Consider the following 16,644-nt stretch of genomic DNA (forward strand, 5'->3'; position numbering starts at 1 on the left):
CTACACTCTGTCTCTATATTGTCAAAGCCGCTCAACAAGAGCGGCTTTGTTGTTTCTAGCTAAGGCTTCATCGCTAGTAGCTAGGAATGGCAATACGGTTTTCGAGCCAACGAACGGCTTGAGATACAAATAGGATGAGCAACAAGTACTCCAAAACGAGGAAGGTATAAATCTCTAAGGGTAAGTACTCATTCACCACCAGCTCATTAGCACGGCGAGTGAGATCGCTTAAACCAATCACGCTGACTAAAGAACTCATCTTGAGAATGTAGACAAATTGATTACCCAGTGGTGGGAGAATTTGCCGAAACGCTTGGGGAAGAATTACCAAGCGCATCTTTTGCCAATAGCTTAAGCCCAAAGACTCAGCTGCTTCATGCTGGCCACGGCTGATAGCTTGTATCCCACCGCGAAACACTTCCGCCATAAACGCACTCTCAGCGATAGTCAGTGCAATAACACCCGCCCAAAAGTGATTGAGTGAGACATCCAATAGCGTAGGCATGCCGTAATACACCCAAAGTAGTAAGACTAAAACTGGCACTGAACGGATCACCTCGACATAAATACGGTTTATCCACTTCAGAGAGGCAGAGTCCGACAGAGCGGGTAACGCAACGATCAGACCCAAGCTCATCGCAAATAACATACTGAGGAGTGATACCTGAATGGTGTCATTAAACCCAGCGATTAAAAACTTTAGATTGGTGAGCCCTTGATCCGTCGAAGGGTCAAGTACATACCAGCCCCATTGATAATCTGAACAACCAGTGAGTAATAGCAGTGAAAACAGCCATAGAGTTCGAAACGTCACATTTACTCCCTGAATTAACTAAAAAACTTCCTTTGTTGCTGCTATGTTATCAGTAGAGCTCTAATAAAGGTTAATTATTAAACCGTATAAGGTCATTATTTTTAAGGGAATAAAAATGAGAAAGATTTTACTAGTGCTAGGAATGTGTTTGCTTGCTGCGACTCAAGTCGCTCACGCTGAAAGCCGTCTTCAATCCATTTTAGACAATGGCGTACTCCGAGTTGGAACGACGGGAGATTGGAATCCGATGACGATGAAAGACCCCGCGACAAACAGTTATCGTGGCTTCGATATCGATGTAACAACAGAACTTGCTAAAGATCTCGGTGTAAAAGTGGAGTATGTGCCCACGGATTGGAAGACGCTAGTTAATGGCATTACCGCCAACAAATACGATATTACTGGCAGCGCATCTCTGAACATGTCTCGCGCGAAAGTAGCTGGATATAGCCAGCCATATTTCTACCTTTCCTTTGTACCTGTGGTGCAAAAGAAAGATCTCGCCAAATTCTCTGATTGGGCGGATTTTAATAAACCAGAAGTAAAAGTCGCGGCGACGTTAGGTACGGTACAAGAAAAAATGGTGAAAGAGTTCTTCCCGTCTGCTCAGCATATTGTTATTGAAGCGCCAGCGCGCGACTTCCAAGAACTACTAGCTCGCAGGGCCGATGTATCGGTGACGTCCAATGTGGAAGCAGCGACGTTGGTGGATAAGTTTAAACAGTTGGCGATAGTGCCAGTGACCGCACCGCGTAAACCAACCCCAATTGCTATGTTGTTGCCGCAAGACGATCAAGTATGGATTAATTACATCAATCACTGGGTAGAGTTGAAAAAGACTCAAGGCTTTTTTAAGCAGACTGCCAAGAAATGGGGGTTGAAAAGCTTATAAACAGAAAGAGCCGCATTGCGCGGCTCTTTTTATTATCTGAACGATTAAAGTTCGTCTTCACTCACGACTCGGGCGTTGTCAGGAGTCGTAAAGTGCTTGGATAATTCGCGATTCGACAGAATGTATCCCATCCACAGCCCACCCATACAGATGATGATTGCGATGCCAGTAACCATCTGAGCTTGGCTTGCCATTGCGGCTACCAATGCACTTGAGAAGCTACTTACACAGATTTGCAGGCTGTTTTGCAGACCTGCTGCTGTTGCAGGGCTCTGTTGTGCGCTGGCCAGTGCACGGTTTACCACGATTGGGTACAGCGCGCCGTTAGCAACGGCAATCAAACAGAATGGCGCAAGAATAGGCCAAATCGATGACAGATCCCACTGTGAAGCAATGAAAATCATTAATGCCGCGACACTAAATAGGCCAATCAGTTGGCGCAGAACCTTTTCATCACCAAATTTTCGAACGCCTACTTTACCTAAGTAGCCACCAGCCATAAACGCGATGGTTTGTGGGATAAAGCTCAAACCAATATCTTTTGCTTCGTAGCCCAGTTGCGCCATGATTTCTGGCATCCCAGTTAGGTAAGCAAAGAATGCAGCTGAAGCCGTCGCAAACATAAACACGTTGCCAAGGTATTTTTTAGAACTCAGCAGCGCTTTGATGTCGGCAGACATACTGGTTTGTTTGATTTCTGCTTTCTCGTCTTTTTGTGCCATGGTCGCAAAGACCAAAAAGACACCAACCAGTGTTAGCGTAATAAAGATACTGTGCCAGCCGAAGTTATCTGCCAACACAACCCCTAATTGAGGTGCTAGTGCTGGTGATAGCGCGACGAGTGGCATGATTGTCGCAAAAATTTGTTGGCTACTGCTTGAGTAGCGTTTAATGACCATAGCCTGCCAGATCACGGCTGGTGCACACACACCGATAGCTTGGATAAAGCGCAGTGTGAGTAGTTGCCATACTTGATCACAGAAAGCCAAACCGAATGACGCGATAGTAAATAGCACCAACCCGGCTGCGAGTGTATTACGATGGCCAAATTTATCGGATGCCAATCCCCACATTAGCTGGCCAATCGCCATACCAACGAGGAATACCGTTAAAGAGAGCGCAATTTGCTCAGGGCCTGTTGCAAAGTCGATTTCCATCGCTTTGAATGCTGGCAGATACATATCGGTAGCAACGAAGCCAAGCATCGATAATGCTGCCAGATAAATGAGCTGTAGTTTTGAGATTTTCATGATTCAACCAGTCAAATTATTTAATCATTTTTTAATCAACATCAGTTGGCGCCAACCCTGATTTATTTACCTTATTATTCTATTTTTCGATTTTGAGAAAATAAAACGCTAAAATTGTTGGTTATCAATCAAATTTTTTGAAAGGTTAAATCATGTTCTCTAAAGCGTCTTTGGAAATGCTGGATACGGTTGCCCGTTTAGGCAGTTTCACCGCTGCGGCTGAGGTATTGCATAAAGTCCCCTCAGCCATCAGCTATGGAGTAAGGCAGGTCGAGCAAGATTTAGATGTGGTGCTGTTTCGACGTTTACCAAGGAAAGTCGAGCTAACTCCAGCGGGTGAACTTTTTATGGCCGAGGCGCGCTCTTTGCTGCGTCAAATGGAAGAGGTGAAAGCACAAACGCGGCGAGCGGCTCAAGGATGGAAAAGCACGTTAAAGCTGACCTTAGATAACGTGGTGAAGTTAGAAAAACTCAAACCTTTGGTGGAAGATTTCTATCGCGAGTTTGAATTTGCTGAATTGCAGATCAATATGGAGGTCTTCAATGGTTCTTGGGAAGCCATAGCACAAGGTCGAGCTGACATTGTCGTTGGCGCGACATCTGCGGTTCCCGTTGGGGGAGATTTTGAAGTCAAAGATATGGGCGTATTAGATTGGGCATTTGTAATGTCACCCGCTCATCCTTGCGTTCGACAACAAGTGCTTACTGAAGAGTTTGTGAGTCAATTTCCGGCGATCTGTCTTGATGATACTTCGAACGTGCTGCCAAAACGCCATACTGGCCATTATCCGCAACAGCGCCGATTATTATTGCCCAATTGGTATAGTGCGATTGAATGTTTAAAAAATGGGGTGGGCGTGGGTTACATGCCACGTCATATTGCAACACCCTTAATCAATGATGGTGTGCTGGTGGAGAAGGTCATGCCGGATGATAAACCGCTCAGTCACTGCTGCTTAGTATGGCGCAAAGATGATAATCATAAATTGATCCAGTGGATGGTGGACTATCTTGGGTCGCCTAATCAGCTACATAAAGATTGGTTACAGTCATAAAAACACCTCGCATTAGCGAGGTGTTTTCATTGATATGTTTGAAATGTGGCGTTTTATGACAAGAAAAACTTATACGATGGGTTGTCTGTCTCGTCTTTGCATTGATAGCCAAGTTCACGTAAATGTGCAGAAAACTGAGCTAAATCGCTTTCATCTAACTCGAAACCACATAAAACACGTCCGTAGTCAGCGCCGTGGTTACGGTAGTTGAACAAGCTGATATTCCAATGAGTACCGAGTGTGCTTAAGAACTTGAGTAGCGCTCCCGGATATTCTGGGAATTCAAAGCTGTAGAGGCGCTCTTTAAGCGGCTTAGACGGCTTACCACCAACCATGTAGCGCACGTGCAGCTTCGCCATTTCATCATCAGACAAATCAACCACTGGGTAGCCACCATCACGTAAGTCGTGAATGATATGTTCTAGCTCTTCCTGACCGCCTTGCAAACGCACACCGACAAAGATATTTGCCAATGCGTCATCGTTGTAGCGGTAGTTAAACTCCGTTACGGCGCGGCCGCCAATGAGGTTACAGAACTCAAAGAAGGCACCTTGACGCTCAGGAATGGTGACGGCAAGCAAACCTTCACGTTTCTCACCAAGCTCGCAACGCTCAGAAACATAACGTAGACCGTGGAAGTTGGTGTTTGCGCCAGACAATACCGTACCTAAGTTTTTGTCTTTCAGCTTGTTCTGTTCAGCAAACTTCTTCAGCCCCGCCAGAGCAAGTGCGCCCGAAGGTTCAGCAATGGCGCGAGTGTCTTCAAAGATGTCTTTTACTGCTGCGCAGATTTCATCGCTAGAGACGGCAATATGGCCATCAATGTACTTTTGGCATAGACGAAACGTCTCTTCACCAATGCGTTTTACTGCAACGCCATCGGCAAACATGCTGACCTGGTCTAATACTACTGGTTCACCTGCATCCAATGCCGCTTTGAGGCATGAAGAATCTTCTGGCTCGACCGCAATCACTTTGATTTCTGGCATTAGCTGCTTCACGAGTACCGCAACACCGGCAGCCAAACCGCCACCACCGACAGGGACGAAGATGTAATCAAGGTGACCATTTTGCTGCAGCATTTCCATGCCTATGGTGCCTTGACCTGCAATCACCAGTGGGTGATCGAAAGGAGGGACAAATGTGTACCCATGCAGATCAGAAAGGCGTTCCGCTTCCGCTTTTGCCTCATCAAAGTTGCTGCCGTGCAGCACTACATTGCCACCGAAGCCACGTACCGCATCGACTTTGATGTCTGGTGTGGTTTTGGGCATCACGATGGTGGTCTTGATGCCTAGCTTAGTACCAGAGAGCGCCATGCCTTGAGCGTGGTTACCTGCCGATGCTGCAATGACACCAGCGGCTTTTTGTGCTTCAGATAAACTCGCCACCATGTTGTATGCACCGCGCAATTTGAACGAGTGTACGGGTTGGCGATCTTCACGCTTGATCTGCACATTATTCCCGATACGTGCAGATAAACGAGGCATTTCTTGCAGTGGCGTCACTGTTGCTACTTCATAAACAGGTGCGCGAAGGATTTGGCGCAGATAATCTGCGCCAGTTTGGTTCACTTGTTTTTCGGGTTGAGCTTCCATCATTGCTAGCCCTCTAGCTTCGACTTGTCTCGTACTGCACCCTTGTCAGCACTGGTTGCCATACTCGCGTACGCTTTGAGTGCAAATGAAACGTCACGTTGGCGGTCAACTGGTTTCCAGCCTAGTTCGTCTTGTTTTGCACGGCGCTCAGCAAGTTCTTGTTCAGACACTTGAAGTGAAATTGAACGGTTTGGAATATCAATCGCAATAATGTCGCCTTGCTTCACCAAGCCAATCGCACCGCCGTTTGCTGCTTCAGGAGAGGCGTGGCCGATAGACAGGCCAGATGTACCGCCAGAGAAACGGCCGTCAGTCAGAAGTGCACACTCTTTGCCAAGGCCCATTGATTTTAGGTAAGTGGTTGGGTACAGCATTTCTTGCATGCCCGGGCCACCTTTAGGACCTTCGTAGCGGATAATTACTACGTCGCCAGCTTTTACTTTGCCACCCAAGATACCTTCTACGGCGTCTTCTTGGCTTTCGAAAACTACGGCTGGGCCAGTGAATTTATGAATGCTCTCATCCACACCAGCAGTCTTAACGATACAACCATCTAATGCGATGTTGCCTGATAGAACGGCTAGGCCACCTTCTTGGCTAAAGGCATGATCAATAGTACGAATACAACCTTCCGCACGGTCGTCATCAAGGCGATCCCAGCGGCAATCTTGTGAGAACGCTTGAGTAGTACGAATACCCGCGGGACCTGCGCGGTAGAACTTAAGTACTTCTTCGTCTTCAGTTTGGATGATGTCGTATTTTGCGAGCTGCTCTTTCATCGAAAGGCCAAGCACGGTGCGCGCATCATTGTGTAGAAGACCTGCACGATCTAACTCACCAAGAATTGCCATGACGCCACCAGCGCGGTGTACGTCTTCCATGTGATATTTCTGGGTAGATGGTGCCACTTTACATAGGTGTGGTACTTGGCGTGATAGGCGATCGATATCTTCCATATCGAAATCCACTTCACCTTCTTGCGCTGCAGCCAACAGGTGCAAAATGGTGTTGGTTGAGCCACCCATTGCAATATCCAGTGCCATCGCATTTTCGAACGCATCAAACGTAGCGATGTTGCGTGGCAGTGCTGATTCGTCATCTTGCTCGTAGTAACGACGAGTCAGTTCAACGATGCGACGACCTGCATTAAGGAACAGTTGTTCACGGTCAGCGTGCGTTGCCAGCATAGAACCGTTACCTGGTTGAGAAAGACCCAGTGCTTCCGTTAGACAGTTCATTGAGTTTGCAGTGAACATTCCTGAACACGATCCACACGTTGGACATGCGCTGCGTTCGATCTGCTCGCTTTGCTCATCAGACACTTTTGGATCCGCGCCTTGGATCATCGCATCTACAAGGTCTAGTTTGATGATCTGATCAGAAAGCTTGGTTTTACCCGCTTCCATTGGACCACCAGAAACAAAGATAACCGGGATGTTGAGACGCATAGATGCCATCAACATTCCCGGAGTGATTTTGTCACAGTTAGAGATACATACCATGGCATCGGCACAGTGCGCGTTGACCATGTACTCCACAGAGTCTGCGATCAGTTCGCGTGAAGGCAGTGAGTACAGCATGCCGCCGTGACCCATTGCGATACCATCATCAACCGCGATGGTGTTGAATTCTTTCGCAATACCGCCAGCTTTTTCGATTTCGCGTGCTACAAGCTGACCCATGTCTTTCAGGTGTACGTGACCCGGAACAAATTGAGTAAACGAGTTTACAACGGCGATGATTGGTTTACCGAAGTCTTCTTCTTTCACGCCCGTTGCACGCCACAGCGCGCGTGCCCCCGCCATGTTACGACCATGTGTGGTGGTAGCTGATCTATATTTTGGCATTTCTTAAATCCTTCTTACTTCTGTTCTGGGTACACATAGTCTAACCAGCCCCACTTATCTTCCGTGGTGCCGTCAAATAGGCCAAAGTAGGCTGCTTGTAGTTCTTTAGTGATTGGGCCGCGTTTACCTGTGCCTACTTCAATTTTGTCGATGGTTGCCACTGGTACAATCTCAGCCGCAGTACCTGTCATGAAGACTTCATCGGCAAGGTAAAGGGCTTCACGAGCAATGTTCGCCTCACGTACTTTGTAGCCTTTATCGCGTGCAATTGTCATGATCGAGTCACGAGTGATGCCCGGTAGAATCGCGCTAGTTGCTGGTGGTGTGGTGATTACGCCATCTTTGATAACGAAGATGTTTTCACCAGCCCCTTCCGATAGGTAACCATCTACGCTTAGCGCAATACCTTCGTCGTAACCGTGACGACGCGCTTCACCACCAACCAGTAGTGAAGATAGGTAGTTACCGCCTGCTTTAGCCGCAGTTGGGATGGTGTTTGGCGCAGCGCGGTTCCAGCTTGAAATCATCGCATCGACACCTTTTTCTAGCGCTTCTTCGCCTAAGTAAGAGCCCCAAGGAAATGCTGCAATGATTAGATCCATCTCAGTGCCAACTGGTGGACATACGCCTAAGCCAACATTACCGACAAAACCCAATGGACGAATGTAAGCGCTGTCGAGTTTGTTTTGGCGCAGTGTTTCGCGGGTCGCTTCCATGATTTCTTCTACAGAGAAAGGGATCGGAAAGCGGTAAATCTTGGCAGAATCTTTTAGACGTTGTGCATGCTCACGGTGACGGAAGACAATTGGGCCTTTTGGTGTGTTGTAACAGCGCACGCCTTCAAACACGGATGTACCATAGTGCATTGCGTGAGTCAGAACGTGAACGTTCGCCTCTGCCCATGGAACCATCTCACCATTAAACCAAATGAAATCTGCAGTTTTCGTTGCCATTTGTTGCCTTCCTTATGCACTTACGTGTTGTTGTAAGTTGTGATTTGGCAGTTCATCGTTGCGGATTTTTAGCACCTCAACCTTACGAACGTCCCACAACTTCTCTATTTGATTGATCAAAAACGAGATTGGTCGATCGCTGTCGACGATGATCTCGACGCTGGCTACTTTGCTTTCGTGGTTTTGCGTAGCAGCGACTTGTTTGATCACGAAGCCTCGGTGACGAATCACACGTAGAACGCGCTCCAACAGTACCGGTTTGTCATCGGCTTTGATGTCGAGTAAATATCTGTCCATGCGATTGTCTCCTATGTATTTTCCAACATATCACTGTTTGATGCGCCAGGTGGCACCAATGGCCACACGTTTTCTTCTTCATCAATCAAAACGTGAAGCATGTAAGAAGTTTCACTCGCTAGCATCTCTTTGAGAGCAGGTTCGACTTCTTCTTTCTTGGTGATGGTTTTGCCCGGGATATCGAACGCTTTTGCTAACATCACGAAATCTGGGTTGTCATCAAGAATGGTTTCACTGTGGCGACCGTCAAAGAATAATGACTGCCATTGGCGAACCATGCCAAGACGTTGGTTATTAAGAAGGACAATCTTCACTGGAATCTGACGACGCTTCAGCGTGCCCAATTCCTGAACGTTCATCATAAATGAACCGTCACCTGTAATAAGGATAGACTGATCATCAGGACGTGCGACTGCAGCACCCATCGCCGCTGGCAAGCCAAAGCCCATGGTGCCAAGGCCAGCAGAAGTGATAAAATTTTGTGGTTCGCGTGGCTGGATATGTTGCGCTGCCCACATCTGGTGCTGACCGACGTCGGTCGAGACAATTGAGCTATCTGGCATCATGTCAGACAGCTGTTTAAGCAATAGCGGTGCGTAGATTAACTCGCCTGGGTGGTCGTAACGCCACTTAAAGCCGCTGCGCAGACTTTCACTGTGATGAACCCACGGTGAAATATCTTGAGTCAGCTCTAGCTGAGGAAGAATGGTGTTGATGTCGCCACGTAATGGTGCGTTGGCGTGGCGCAGTTTATGAATCTCCGCAGCATCAATGTCGATGTGAATCACTTTCGCATTTGGTGCAAACGTGTCGAGCTTACCCGTCACACGGTCATCAAAACGCGCGCCAACCACAATCAATAGATCGGCTTCTTGAACCACTAGGTTGGCGGCTTTGGTGCCGTGCATACCCAACATACCAAGATAGTGAGGATCATGGCGTTCAATGGTACCGAGACCTTTTAATGTGCTAACTGCAGGCATTGGGTTTAAGCGAAGAAATTCGCGTACTGCATCGGTTGCTTTCGCAAGTTGCACGCCACCACCAACATACAACACTGGTCGAGTTGATGCTGCCAGCACATCTTGCGCACGTTTGATATCTTCAGCGCTGACATCTTCGATTGCTGGTGCTATGTATGGAGGAAGAAGGTCTGTGGGTGCTTGAGCGAGTTGAACGTCTTTGGCGATATCGACAATGACAGGACCCGGACGACCGGTTTTTGCGACCTCAAAGGCTTCGGCAAGTGTCGGAGCTAGATCTTCAATTTCGGTCACGAGATAGCTGTGCTTAGTACAGGCTAGGGACATTCCGATCACATCCATTTCTTGGAATGCATCGGTACCGATATGAGAGCTAGCTACCTGGCCTGTGATGGCAACTAGAGGTACGGAGTCAAGGAAAGCGTCGGCAAGGCCGGTAACAAGGTTAGTGGCTCCTGGGCCGGAAGTTGCCATGCACACAGCAACGTCTTGAGTGGAACGAGCCATCCCGATAGCTGCCATAGCGGCCCCTTGCTCGTGACGGCATAGGATGTGTTCCACCCCACCGTCATACAAAGCATCATAGATTGGCATGATGGCCCCGCCGGGGTAGCCAAAAACGGTTTCGATGCCTTGCTGTCTTAAAGCGGCTACGACAAGTTGTGCACCAGTCATCGTAAACCTCCTTTGCTACGTTGTGGCTCGTAGCGATTGCCATATTTATTGCACTTCATGTGCACTCCCATTCTTCCCGTTAAACTGTCCGAGGGTTAGACAGATGACAACTTGTAGTTGTAAAAAAACCCCCGGACTTTTCAGTGCGGGGGTTTTTTGTAATTTGTGGTTACCTTTCGCCCACAATACCCCGCGCGGTGCCAATAATGACCACGATAATCAGGGCTAGCAGTGCGTTGATATGAGCGAAAAGGTTCATCTGTCTGTCGTTCTTTTTTCGTTAAAAATGTTGTGTAATGTTCTACGAAATTGTTTGCGTCATTAGTGGTATCACACAATTCCGCTGCATGACAAGCAAAAAGTCATTCTTTTTTCACATTAACTCTCAATTGGGACGCGGTATATAACATAACCAACTAGATAAAACATTTGTTTACAGAGTGTTCAAAAAAATTGAGGAACGTATGGGGCTGGCAATCATTCATAGTCGAGCAAGCGTCGGGGTGCAAGCGCCATCGGTTAGTGTAGAAGTTCATATCAGCAACGGCATGCCAGGGTTTACCTTAGTAGGCTTGCCAGAGACAACGGTAAAAGAGTCCAAAGATCGCGTACGCAGTGCGATCATTAATTCTAACTTTCAATTTCCTGCTAAGCGGATCACCGTGAACTTGGCTCCGGCAGATCTACCCAAGGAGGGAGGACGTTTTGATCTTCCTATTGCATTGGGAATTTTGGCCGCTTCGGAGCAAATCGCGACAGATAAGCTCAAAAACTACGAATTTGTTGGTGAGTTAGCACTATCTGGTGGTCTGAGGCCTGTAAAAGGTGTGCTGCCTGCTGCGCTGGAAGCTAGTAAGATTCAACGCCATTTGGTCGTCCCACATGTGAATGGCGATCAGGCGGCGCTGGTGGGGAAGGAACAACATAAATCGGCCCAATCATTACTGGAAGTATGTGCCGAGCTTTGTGGTCAACATCGACTGAATCTTTTTCAAACGCCTAAGCGAAAAACCATCGAAAAACATGGTCGAGACTTACAAGATATTATTGGCCAACAACAAGGTAAGCGAGCACTGGAGATTGCTGCCGCTGGAAACCACAACTTACTTTTCCTTGGCCCGCCAGGTACTGGAAAAACGATGTTGGCTTCGCGTTTGTGTGACTTATTACCGGAAATGAGTGACGAAGAAGCAATGGAAACCGCTTCGGTGGCATCGTTGACTCAGAGTGAAATTAATGAGCATAACTGGAAGTCGCGTCCGTTTCGTTCTCCGCATCATTCAAGTTCAATGGCGGCATTAGTCGGCGGTGGCTCGGTACCCAGACCAGGGGAGATCTCTTTAGCCCACAACGGGTTATTGTTTCTCGATGAAACTCAGAAAATCTCAATGATTGAAACATATCAATTATTTATTAACTTATTGAACTATATGAATTTTATGATTAAAAAAATCCATTTTTTACATTGATAATAATCATTCTGACAACTAGGTTGAATATTAGTTGTCAATTTACGGGTCTTGATTGTGAATCTAAAAACACTAAATGAGCTTTCTTTATTAAATACCGCACTGTCAGTCGAATACTCTAACTACCTAACATCTGCTGCTAAATCCTCAGTCACAAAAAAGGTATTACAGGCATCATTGAATATTTATGCGGCTTATTGCTACTTGATTGAACAAGGTAACTACACAGCATTTGAAATATTGAATGACTCAAACCAACTCAATGCGCACTTCCAGTCGTTCATTGGTTTCATTTATGACTGCGATGGCATCACTACCAAGCGTAAATATAATCTATGTTGTGAACTCAGAAATCTTTTCCGCCATATTGCACAGGATAAACAATTAACTCTGGATGAAGTGCAGTTGTCGATGGTCAAAATTACAGAGGGCGCTTCGAACTGCCTAGCACAATTTCGACAGCTTAAGATAGATAAAACAAAAGCTAATTACTTAAATGGCTGGCAGGTGGTATCAAAAGAAGGCAAAAGTTTTGAGGTTCATCTTGATACCCTTTATGTGAATTTTGGCGAAGCGTTTACAAATAAGGTTCATCTTGCTCTAAACAACTATGCTCATACACAAAAATCAACATCTTTAACTCATGCATTAAAAATACTCAAAAAGCTTTTTATCGGTATGTCCACTGTTTATAACAAAAGGGACGGACTAACAATAGAAGCCCTCCTGAGCCGCAATCATGTACAGTACTTTTTCCACAAGGTGTTTAAAGTGTTATTTGTGCGCTCCCAAGCAGCCCTGCATTGCCCAAAGACTTTTCATGTTCATTGGCGAGATATAATTAACTATTATACAGCGTGTTTTATTGACACTGGTGTTTTCGCTAAACCTCACAAACCATTCATCGTGCCAAATTGGAAAGACCCGAAAGGTGCCGCGCCCACATTTTCGATTGGTGGCGGTGCAACGGAGAGGGAAAGCAATCGTTGGTTTGCCGACATTCCACTCAAAATTAAAGATGAAGAGGCTGTTTCAATCATTCAGCAACGTGTAGAGCGGGATATGGCGCACATCAGGCATGTATGTCTCGTAAAGTTTCAGGAGCTACTAGAGCGAGAAGAAAGAAATAAAGCATTCCTTAAATCAGGTCTGGTTAAGCCACTGAGTAGCAATAAAGGCAACCTTCAATATCGGAACTTTATCGGTGCAGATAAGCTAGATAACACGGTAGCAACCTTTTATGCACACGGCATAGCTGTGAAAGGCCATAATTATCTACATTTTTTGGGGTTTCACGGTAATGCTAGCCAACTTCACACTGAGTTGAACTTGCCCTCTAAGTCAACACTAAGTGCTCTTTTAACACTACTTGTGATGGAGCACCCCAAAATAACACCATTTTGGCTACAAAGGTGGGAGCTATTTGATGCCAATGGCAATGTGGTGGGCTACAAGCAGGTTGGTAATCAGTATATCGCAGTGAGCTATAAATCACGCAAAGGTTCTACCAATGCACAGCAAGAGGTGGTGCTCAATGAGTTTTCTAAATCTATTGTTGAGCTCTTAATACAACATACGCAAATAGCGCGTGAATATCTAAAAAAGAACGGAAATATCAATTGGCGAAAGATGATTTTGACCGCAACCGTTTCCAGCGTGGTATGCCCAAGCATCCTTAATTCCACCCTTTTATCGGCAACTGATTTTTATGATTGGCTTCAAGATATTTCGCTCTTTGATAAGAGCAGCGATATCACCCTAGAGGATGCACAAGCCATTTCTGATATACATTCATTGCGCTCGATTAGGCGGCACCGAGGTCTCCAAATTTATTTAGAAACTCGTTCAATGGATGCGGTTGCCGAGGCGCTAGGTCATGAAAAGAAAGATGCCAATTTACTGACCTCTTATCTTCCTAAGCCACTGATGGACTTCTTTAATGACCGCTGGGTGCGGCAGTTCCAGAACGCCATTTTACTTGAAGCCATGAAAGACTCGGTGTACCGCCTTGATGCCGTTAACATGAGTGCTGAAGACATTGAGGAATTCCTAAGCAATCACGGTATCAGTAATATCCCAGAGCATTTCGACCACGGTTTTAATCAGCAGACCGAAACTGACAATGAACCCCCTGAATCTATAGCGTTCAACCAGTTGACTTACACTATTTCCACCTCTCTTTTGCAGTTGTTAATGGCGATACGCCTTATTATTGAGAGTGAAGCTGTTGTGGATGGCTGTACTTTTTTAGAGGTTGTTTCCCACTGGTATCAGTCGGCGGTATTTGTCTTGGATAGCCTAACCTCAGGCAAGCATGACGGTGATAAGGAATTAATGGAAATGCTTGAAATTGCGACTAATAGCAAACTGGATACTGACTTAATTAAAGGAGCGTTGCTATGTTAAGTGTCGCTATCGACAATACCTCCATTGCCAGCCTCATTGAAGACATCGTGCTAGACCGCTCGCTGCTCAATGGTATAAGTGGAGAAACGCTTAATCAAATTGCAGATTTCGCATCTGTTAATAATGATTATCGAGTATTAGATATTCTCGTTAATATCCACACAGGTATCTACGACTACGATGAAAGGCAACCCGAATGGTTAGAGTGCAACTTTGACGCAGACAAATGGGTGCTAATATTCGGTAAAAAACCAAAAACAATTCATTGGGATAGCGTGTATCTGGATGACGGAAGGAAGCTCACAGACCCCAAGCATGAAAGGCTATTAAACAGTTTCAAATACTGGATCACAGCGGCAGATAACCCACTGGATAATGGGGGAAAGATTATCAGCCCAACAACGGCTTATCATAAAGTTACCAAAATTATCGCCCTCATCAATGCTATCTTGCTGCATTCGAAGAAATTGAAGCTTGCAAAATACCACCTGAAAAATGTGAATGATGACTTTTGGTTGAACATCCTGATGAAGTTCGCTGAACACGGAAGTTTTTATGGGGTGTACGAGTTTGATAAACGCACCAAAGCATTACTGGACAATGTTTGCCAGAGTATTTCAGATACAGATGCTCAAGGCTTTAGAGAAAAATACCCCTACATTGCGCGAGATATTGCCCAAGGTGAGGTTTTTTTATCTCTAGAGGCAAGAGACAAAGCGTGCGCAGGGCTGTTTGAGCAAGGTTATTATCAAAGAGGGGAAGGTATTTGTTACAACGGCAATGGCGCAGTATTAAACAAGTTTTTATTTAATCGCAAGATGCTTTACCACGGCATTAATGCTCCCAACTATCCCGAACTGCGCTTGAAAGAGCCAAATCGAGACTCAGAATATCGTGCGGTTGAGAATCAGGATACCTCAACAGGTACGAATCAACAGACCATATCACAATACATTGACGCCATTCGCTTGATTCACACCAACCTTGAGCGTGAAGATGCCGTAAGTCCTGTAATCCTATCTGAGCGTGTCAGTGCGGGTAGCATTGGTGAGTTAGTTGACCTAAAAAAGGCGGGGCGAACCCGTACCTTGCCGCCTAAGTTTGTGTTTAACTTAATTCGTCAATGCTATGAGTTTGCCAAAGAGCATCTACCGACTGATAAAGGTGCTGTTACCTTATTAGACGAAACGTTAACTCTGCTGTCTAAAGCAAGAAGCAAATCTGCTGCAAGAAACTCCAATGCACTCCGTCTCGATCAAAAAAGCCCTGCTTGGAATGAAGTATTACATCGAAAGATGTCTATTTCGGAGCGAGGTTACTGGTTTCAAGTGGAAGCCATCAATTGCCTGAGCAGTGAGTACCTAAGAAAAGGAATAAAACAGGTTCAAGGCTTTGCAGAAAGTGTGGAAAAGCGTCACGAAAGAATCCGAGCCAACGAGAGTTTGTTTGAGCTGTTCTTGGTACTGCAAGGCGCTATACAGGTTTTGGTGGGAGCCATCATGGCACGGCGACAAGATGAGTTAGTCAAACTGAAGTCACATGGCAACCTATCTCCTAATGTAGACCCTTTTTCAGACGAAGGGGCAAAGACAGAGTACAGTTTGATATTCAGGGTAAAGAAGACAGGTTCAAAAGGTGTAAATGCGACCATAGAAAGACCAATCCCCTTATCTATCGCTAAGTTCATCTGGCAGCTTGAGCAATTTAACATTAAAGTTAATGAGTTAAATTTAGCCAGAGGAAAGCTGTCGCTGTTTAATCGTTTAGACTCACATCGTTGCCAGCTAAGTCAGGTGCAGAGCTTTACCTACAATGCACACCTCGATGCTTTGTGTGATTACGTCGAAACGGACTTGGTGCAGTATGACAACGGTGAATACCGCCGAAATTATGTTCGTCAGCACCAATTAAGGCGCTTCTTTGCGATGGCATTCTTCTGGTCTAAAGGGTTCGATGGTATGGATGCCCTGCGCTGGATGCTCGGACATTCTGATATGGAGCATCTCTATAATTATATCTCAGAATCAGAGACAGGGGCCGTGCTTAATGGGGCAAAAGCCAGCGTAATTGTTCGTGGTGTTGTCGATCCCACCTCTGAGCTTGCCAAGCTCGACGGAATAGAAGAGGTTCGCAAAATCATTGCAGAGCGGCTGACTGGTGATAGCTCAACACCTATTACTATAGAGTCAGTGAGTGAGGCGGCAGAAGACTATGATGATGAGTCTTACCTAACCATTCCGCACATTAGCCAAATTCAAAAAGAGCAGGACATTGAAACAGAGGTTATTCACCTTCTGGACGAGGGTCGAATCACACTGGAGCCAGAGTTTTTTACCATAGATAATAGTGATGGTAATGCCACTCAAACCTTTAATCTTATTTTAAAAATCAAAGACCTTGATTAA

12 protein-coding genes are annotated in these 16,644 nt (G+C 45.9%); 5 read left to right on the forward strand and 7 right to left on the reverse strand.

All coding sequences use genetic code 11. The features are described 5' to 3' along the window. Positions 1 to 73: 73 nt before the first annotated feature. Positions 74 to 814 carry an amino acid ABC transporter permease gene (locus tag R7Q47_RS15640; RefSeq protein WP_064354428.1) on the reverse strand — a complete coding sequence of 247 codons (741 nt, stop codon included), beginning with the start codon at positions 812 to 814 and terminating at the stop codon, positions 74 to 76. A gap of 115 nt (positions 815 to 929) precedes the next feature. On the opposite strand from R7Q47_RS15640, the gene R7Q47_RS15645 reads away from it, so the two are divergent. Next, a complete protein-coding gene (locus R7Q47_RS15645; protein WP_054579442.1) occupies positions 930 to 1,706 on the forward strand; it encodes a transporter substrate-binding domain-containing protein in 777 nt (258 codons plus the stop codon). 44 nt (positions 1,707 to 1,750) lie between these two features. On the opposite strand, the gene punC is transcribed toward R7Q47_RS15645, so the two are convergent. Next, on the reverse strand, positions 1,751 to 2,956 hold the full coding sequence (gene punC, locus R7Q47_RS15650) for a purine nucleoside transporter PunC (protein WP_054579443.1): 1,206 nt from the start codon (positions 2,954 to 2,956) through the stop codon (positions 1,751 to 1,753). 152 nt (positions 2,957 to 3,108) lie between these two features. On the opposite strand from punC, the gene punR reads away from it, so the two are divergent. Beyond that, positions 3,109 to 4,011 (forward strand): DNA-binding transcriptional activator PunR, encoded by a 903-nt coding sequence (gene punR / locus R7Q47_RS15655; RefSeq protein ID WP_017821565.1) that lies wholly within the window; start codon positions 3,109 to 3,111, stop codon positions 4,009 to 4,011. A 53-nt stretch (positions 4,012 to 4,064) separates the two neighbouring features. Here punR and ilvA read toward each other — a convergent pair whose 3' ends face one another. From ilvA to ilvG, 5 genes are read right to left on the reverse strand one after another with little or no spacing between them, the layout of a single operon-like run. After that, on the reverse strand, positions 4,065 to 5,612 hold the full coding sequence (gene ilvA / locus R7Q47_RS15660) for a threonine ammonia-lyase, biosynthetic (RefSeq protein WP_170890921.1): 1,548 nt from the start codon (positions 5,610 to 5,612) through the stop codon (positions 4,065 to 4,067). Positions 5,613 to 5,614: 2 nt separating this feature from the next. After that, positions 5,615 to 7,456, reverse strand: a complete 1,842-nt coding sequence (ilvD, locus tag R7Q47_RS15665) for a dihydroxy-acid dehydratase (protein ID WP_213877825.1) — start codon at positions 7,454 to 7,456, stop codon at positions 5,615 to 5,617. 14 nt (positions 7,457 to 7,470) lie between these two features. Then, positions 7,471 to 8,409 (reverse strand): branched-chain-amino-acid transaminase, encoded by a 939-nt coding sequence (gene ilvE / locus R7Q47_RS15670; RefSeq protein ID WP_025768922.1) that lies wholly within the window; start codon positions 8,407 to 8,409, stop codon positions 7,471 to 7,473. 12 nt (positions 8,410 to 8,421) lie between these two features. Continuing rightward, the gene (gene ilvM, locus R7Q47_RS15675; protein WP_005378958.1) at positions 8,422 to 8,706 is read right to left on the reverse strand and encodes an acetolactate synthase 2 small subunit; all 285 of its coding nucleotides are present in this window, start codon (positions 8,704 to 8,706) and stop codon (positions 8,422 to 8,424) included. 11 nt (positions 8,707 to 8,717) lie between these two features. Beyond that, a complete protein-coding gene (ilvG, locus tag R7Q47_RS15680) occupies positions 8,718 to 10,364 on the reverse strand; it encodes an acetolactate synthase 2 catalytic subunit (protein ID WP_005378960.1) in 1,647 nt (548 codons plus the stop codon). Between the two features lie 464 nt (positions 10,365 to 10,828). On the opposite strand from ilvG, the gene R7Q47_RS15685 reads away from it, so the two are divergent. The 3 genes from R7Q47_RS15685 to R7Q47_RS15695 are packed head-to-tail and all read left to right on the forward strand — an operon-like array spanning position 10,829 to position 16,644. Beyond that, a complete protein-coding gene (locus R7Q47_RS15685; RefSeq protein WP_318089248.1) occupies positions 10,829 to 11,833 on the forward strand; it encodes a YifB family Mg chelatase-like AAA ATPase in 1,005 nt (334 codons plus the stop codon). Between the two features lie 57 nt (positions 11,834 to 11,890). Further along, complete coding sequence (locus tag R7Q47_RS15690; RefSeq protein ID WP_318089249.1) at positions 11,891 to 14,239, forward strand: hypothetical protein; 2,349 nt, start codon at positions 11,891 to 11,893, stop codon at positions 14,237 to 14,239. Then, the gene (locus tag R7Q47_RS15695; protein WP_318089250.1) at positions 14,233 to 16,644 is read left to right on the forward strand and encodes an integrase; all 2,412 of its coding nucleotides are present in this window, start codon (positions 14,233 to 14,235) and stop codon (positions 16,642 to 16,644) included. The genes R7Q47_RS15690 and R7Q47_RS15695 overlap by 7 nt, the downstream gene beginning before the upstream one ends.

It is taken from the genome of Vibrio sp. Vb0349 (assembly GCF_033338975.1).

Excerpts from the sequence above, each read along its gene's own strand:
- R7Q47_RS15645 (WP_054579442.1), top strand. The coding sequence starts at position 930 with ATGAGAAAGATTTTACTAGTGCTAGGAATGTGTTTGCTTGCTGCGACT.
- punC (WP_054579443.1), bottom strand. The coding sequence starts at position 2,956 with ATGAAAATCTCAAAACTACAGCTCATTTATCTGGCAGCATTATCGATG.
- punR (WP_017821565.1), top strand. The coding sequence starts at position 3,109 with ATGTTCTCTAAAGCGTCTTTGGAAATGCTGGATACGGTTGCCCGTTTA.
- ilvA (WP_170890921.1), bottom strand. The coding sequence starts at position 5,612 with ATGATGGAAGCTCAACCCGAAAAACAAGTGAACCAAACTGGCGCAGAT.
- ilvD (WP_213877825.1), bottom strand. The coding sequence starts at position 7,456 with ATGCCAAAATATAGATCAGCTACCACCACACATGGTCGTAACATGGCG.
- ilvE (WP_025768922.1), bottom strand. The coding sequence starts at position 8,409 with ATGGCAACGAAAACTGCAGATTTCATTTGGTTTAATGGTGAGATGGTT.
- ilvM (WP_005378958.1), bottom strand. The coding sequence starts at position 8,706 with ATGGACAGATATTTACTCGACATCAAAGCCGATGACAAACCGGTACTG.
- ilvG (WP_005378960.1), bottom strand. The coding sequence starts at position 10,364 with ATGACTGGTGCACAACTTGTCGTAGCCGCTTTAAGACAGCAAGGCATC.
- R7Q47_RS15685 (WP_318089248.1), top strand. The coding sequence starts at position 10,829 with ATGGGGCTGGCAATCATTCATAGTCGAGCAAGCGTCGGGGTGCAAGCG.
- R7Q47_RS15695 (WP_318089250.1), top strand. The coding sequence starts at position 14,233 with ATGTTAAGTGTCGCTATCGACAATACCTCCATTGCCAGCCTCATTGAA.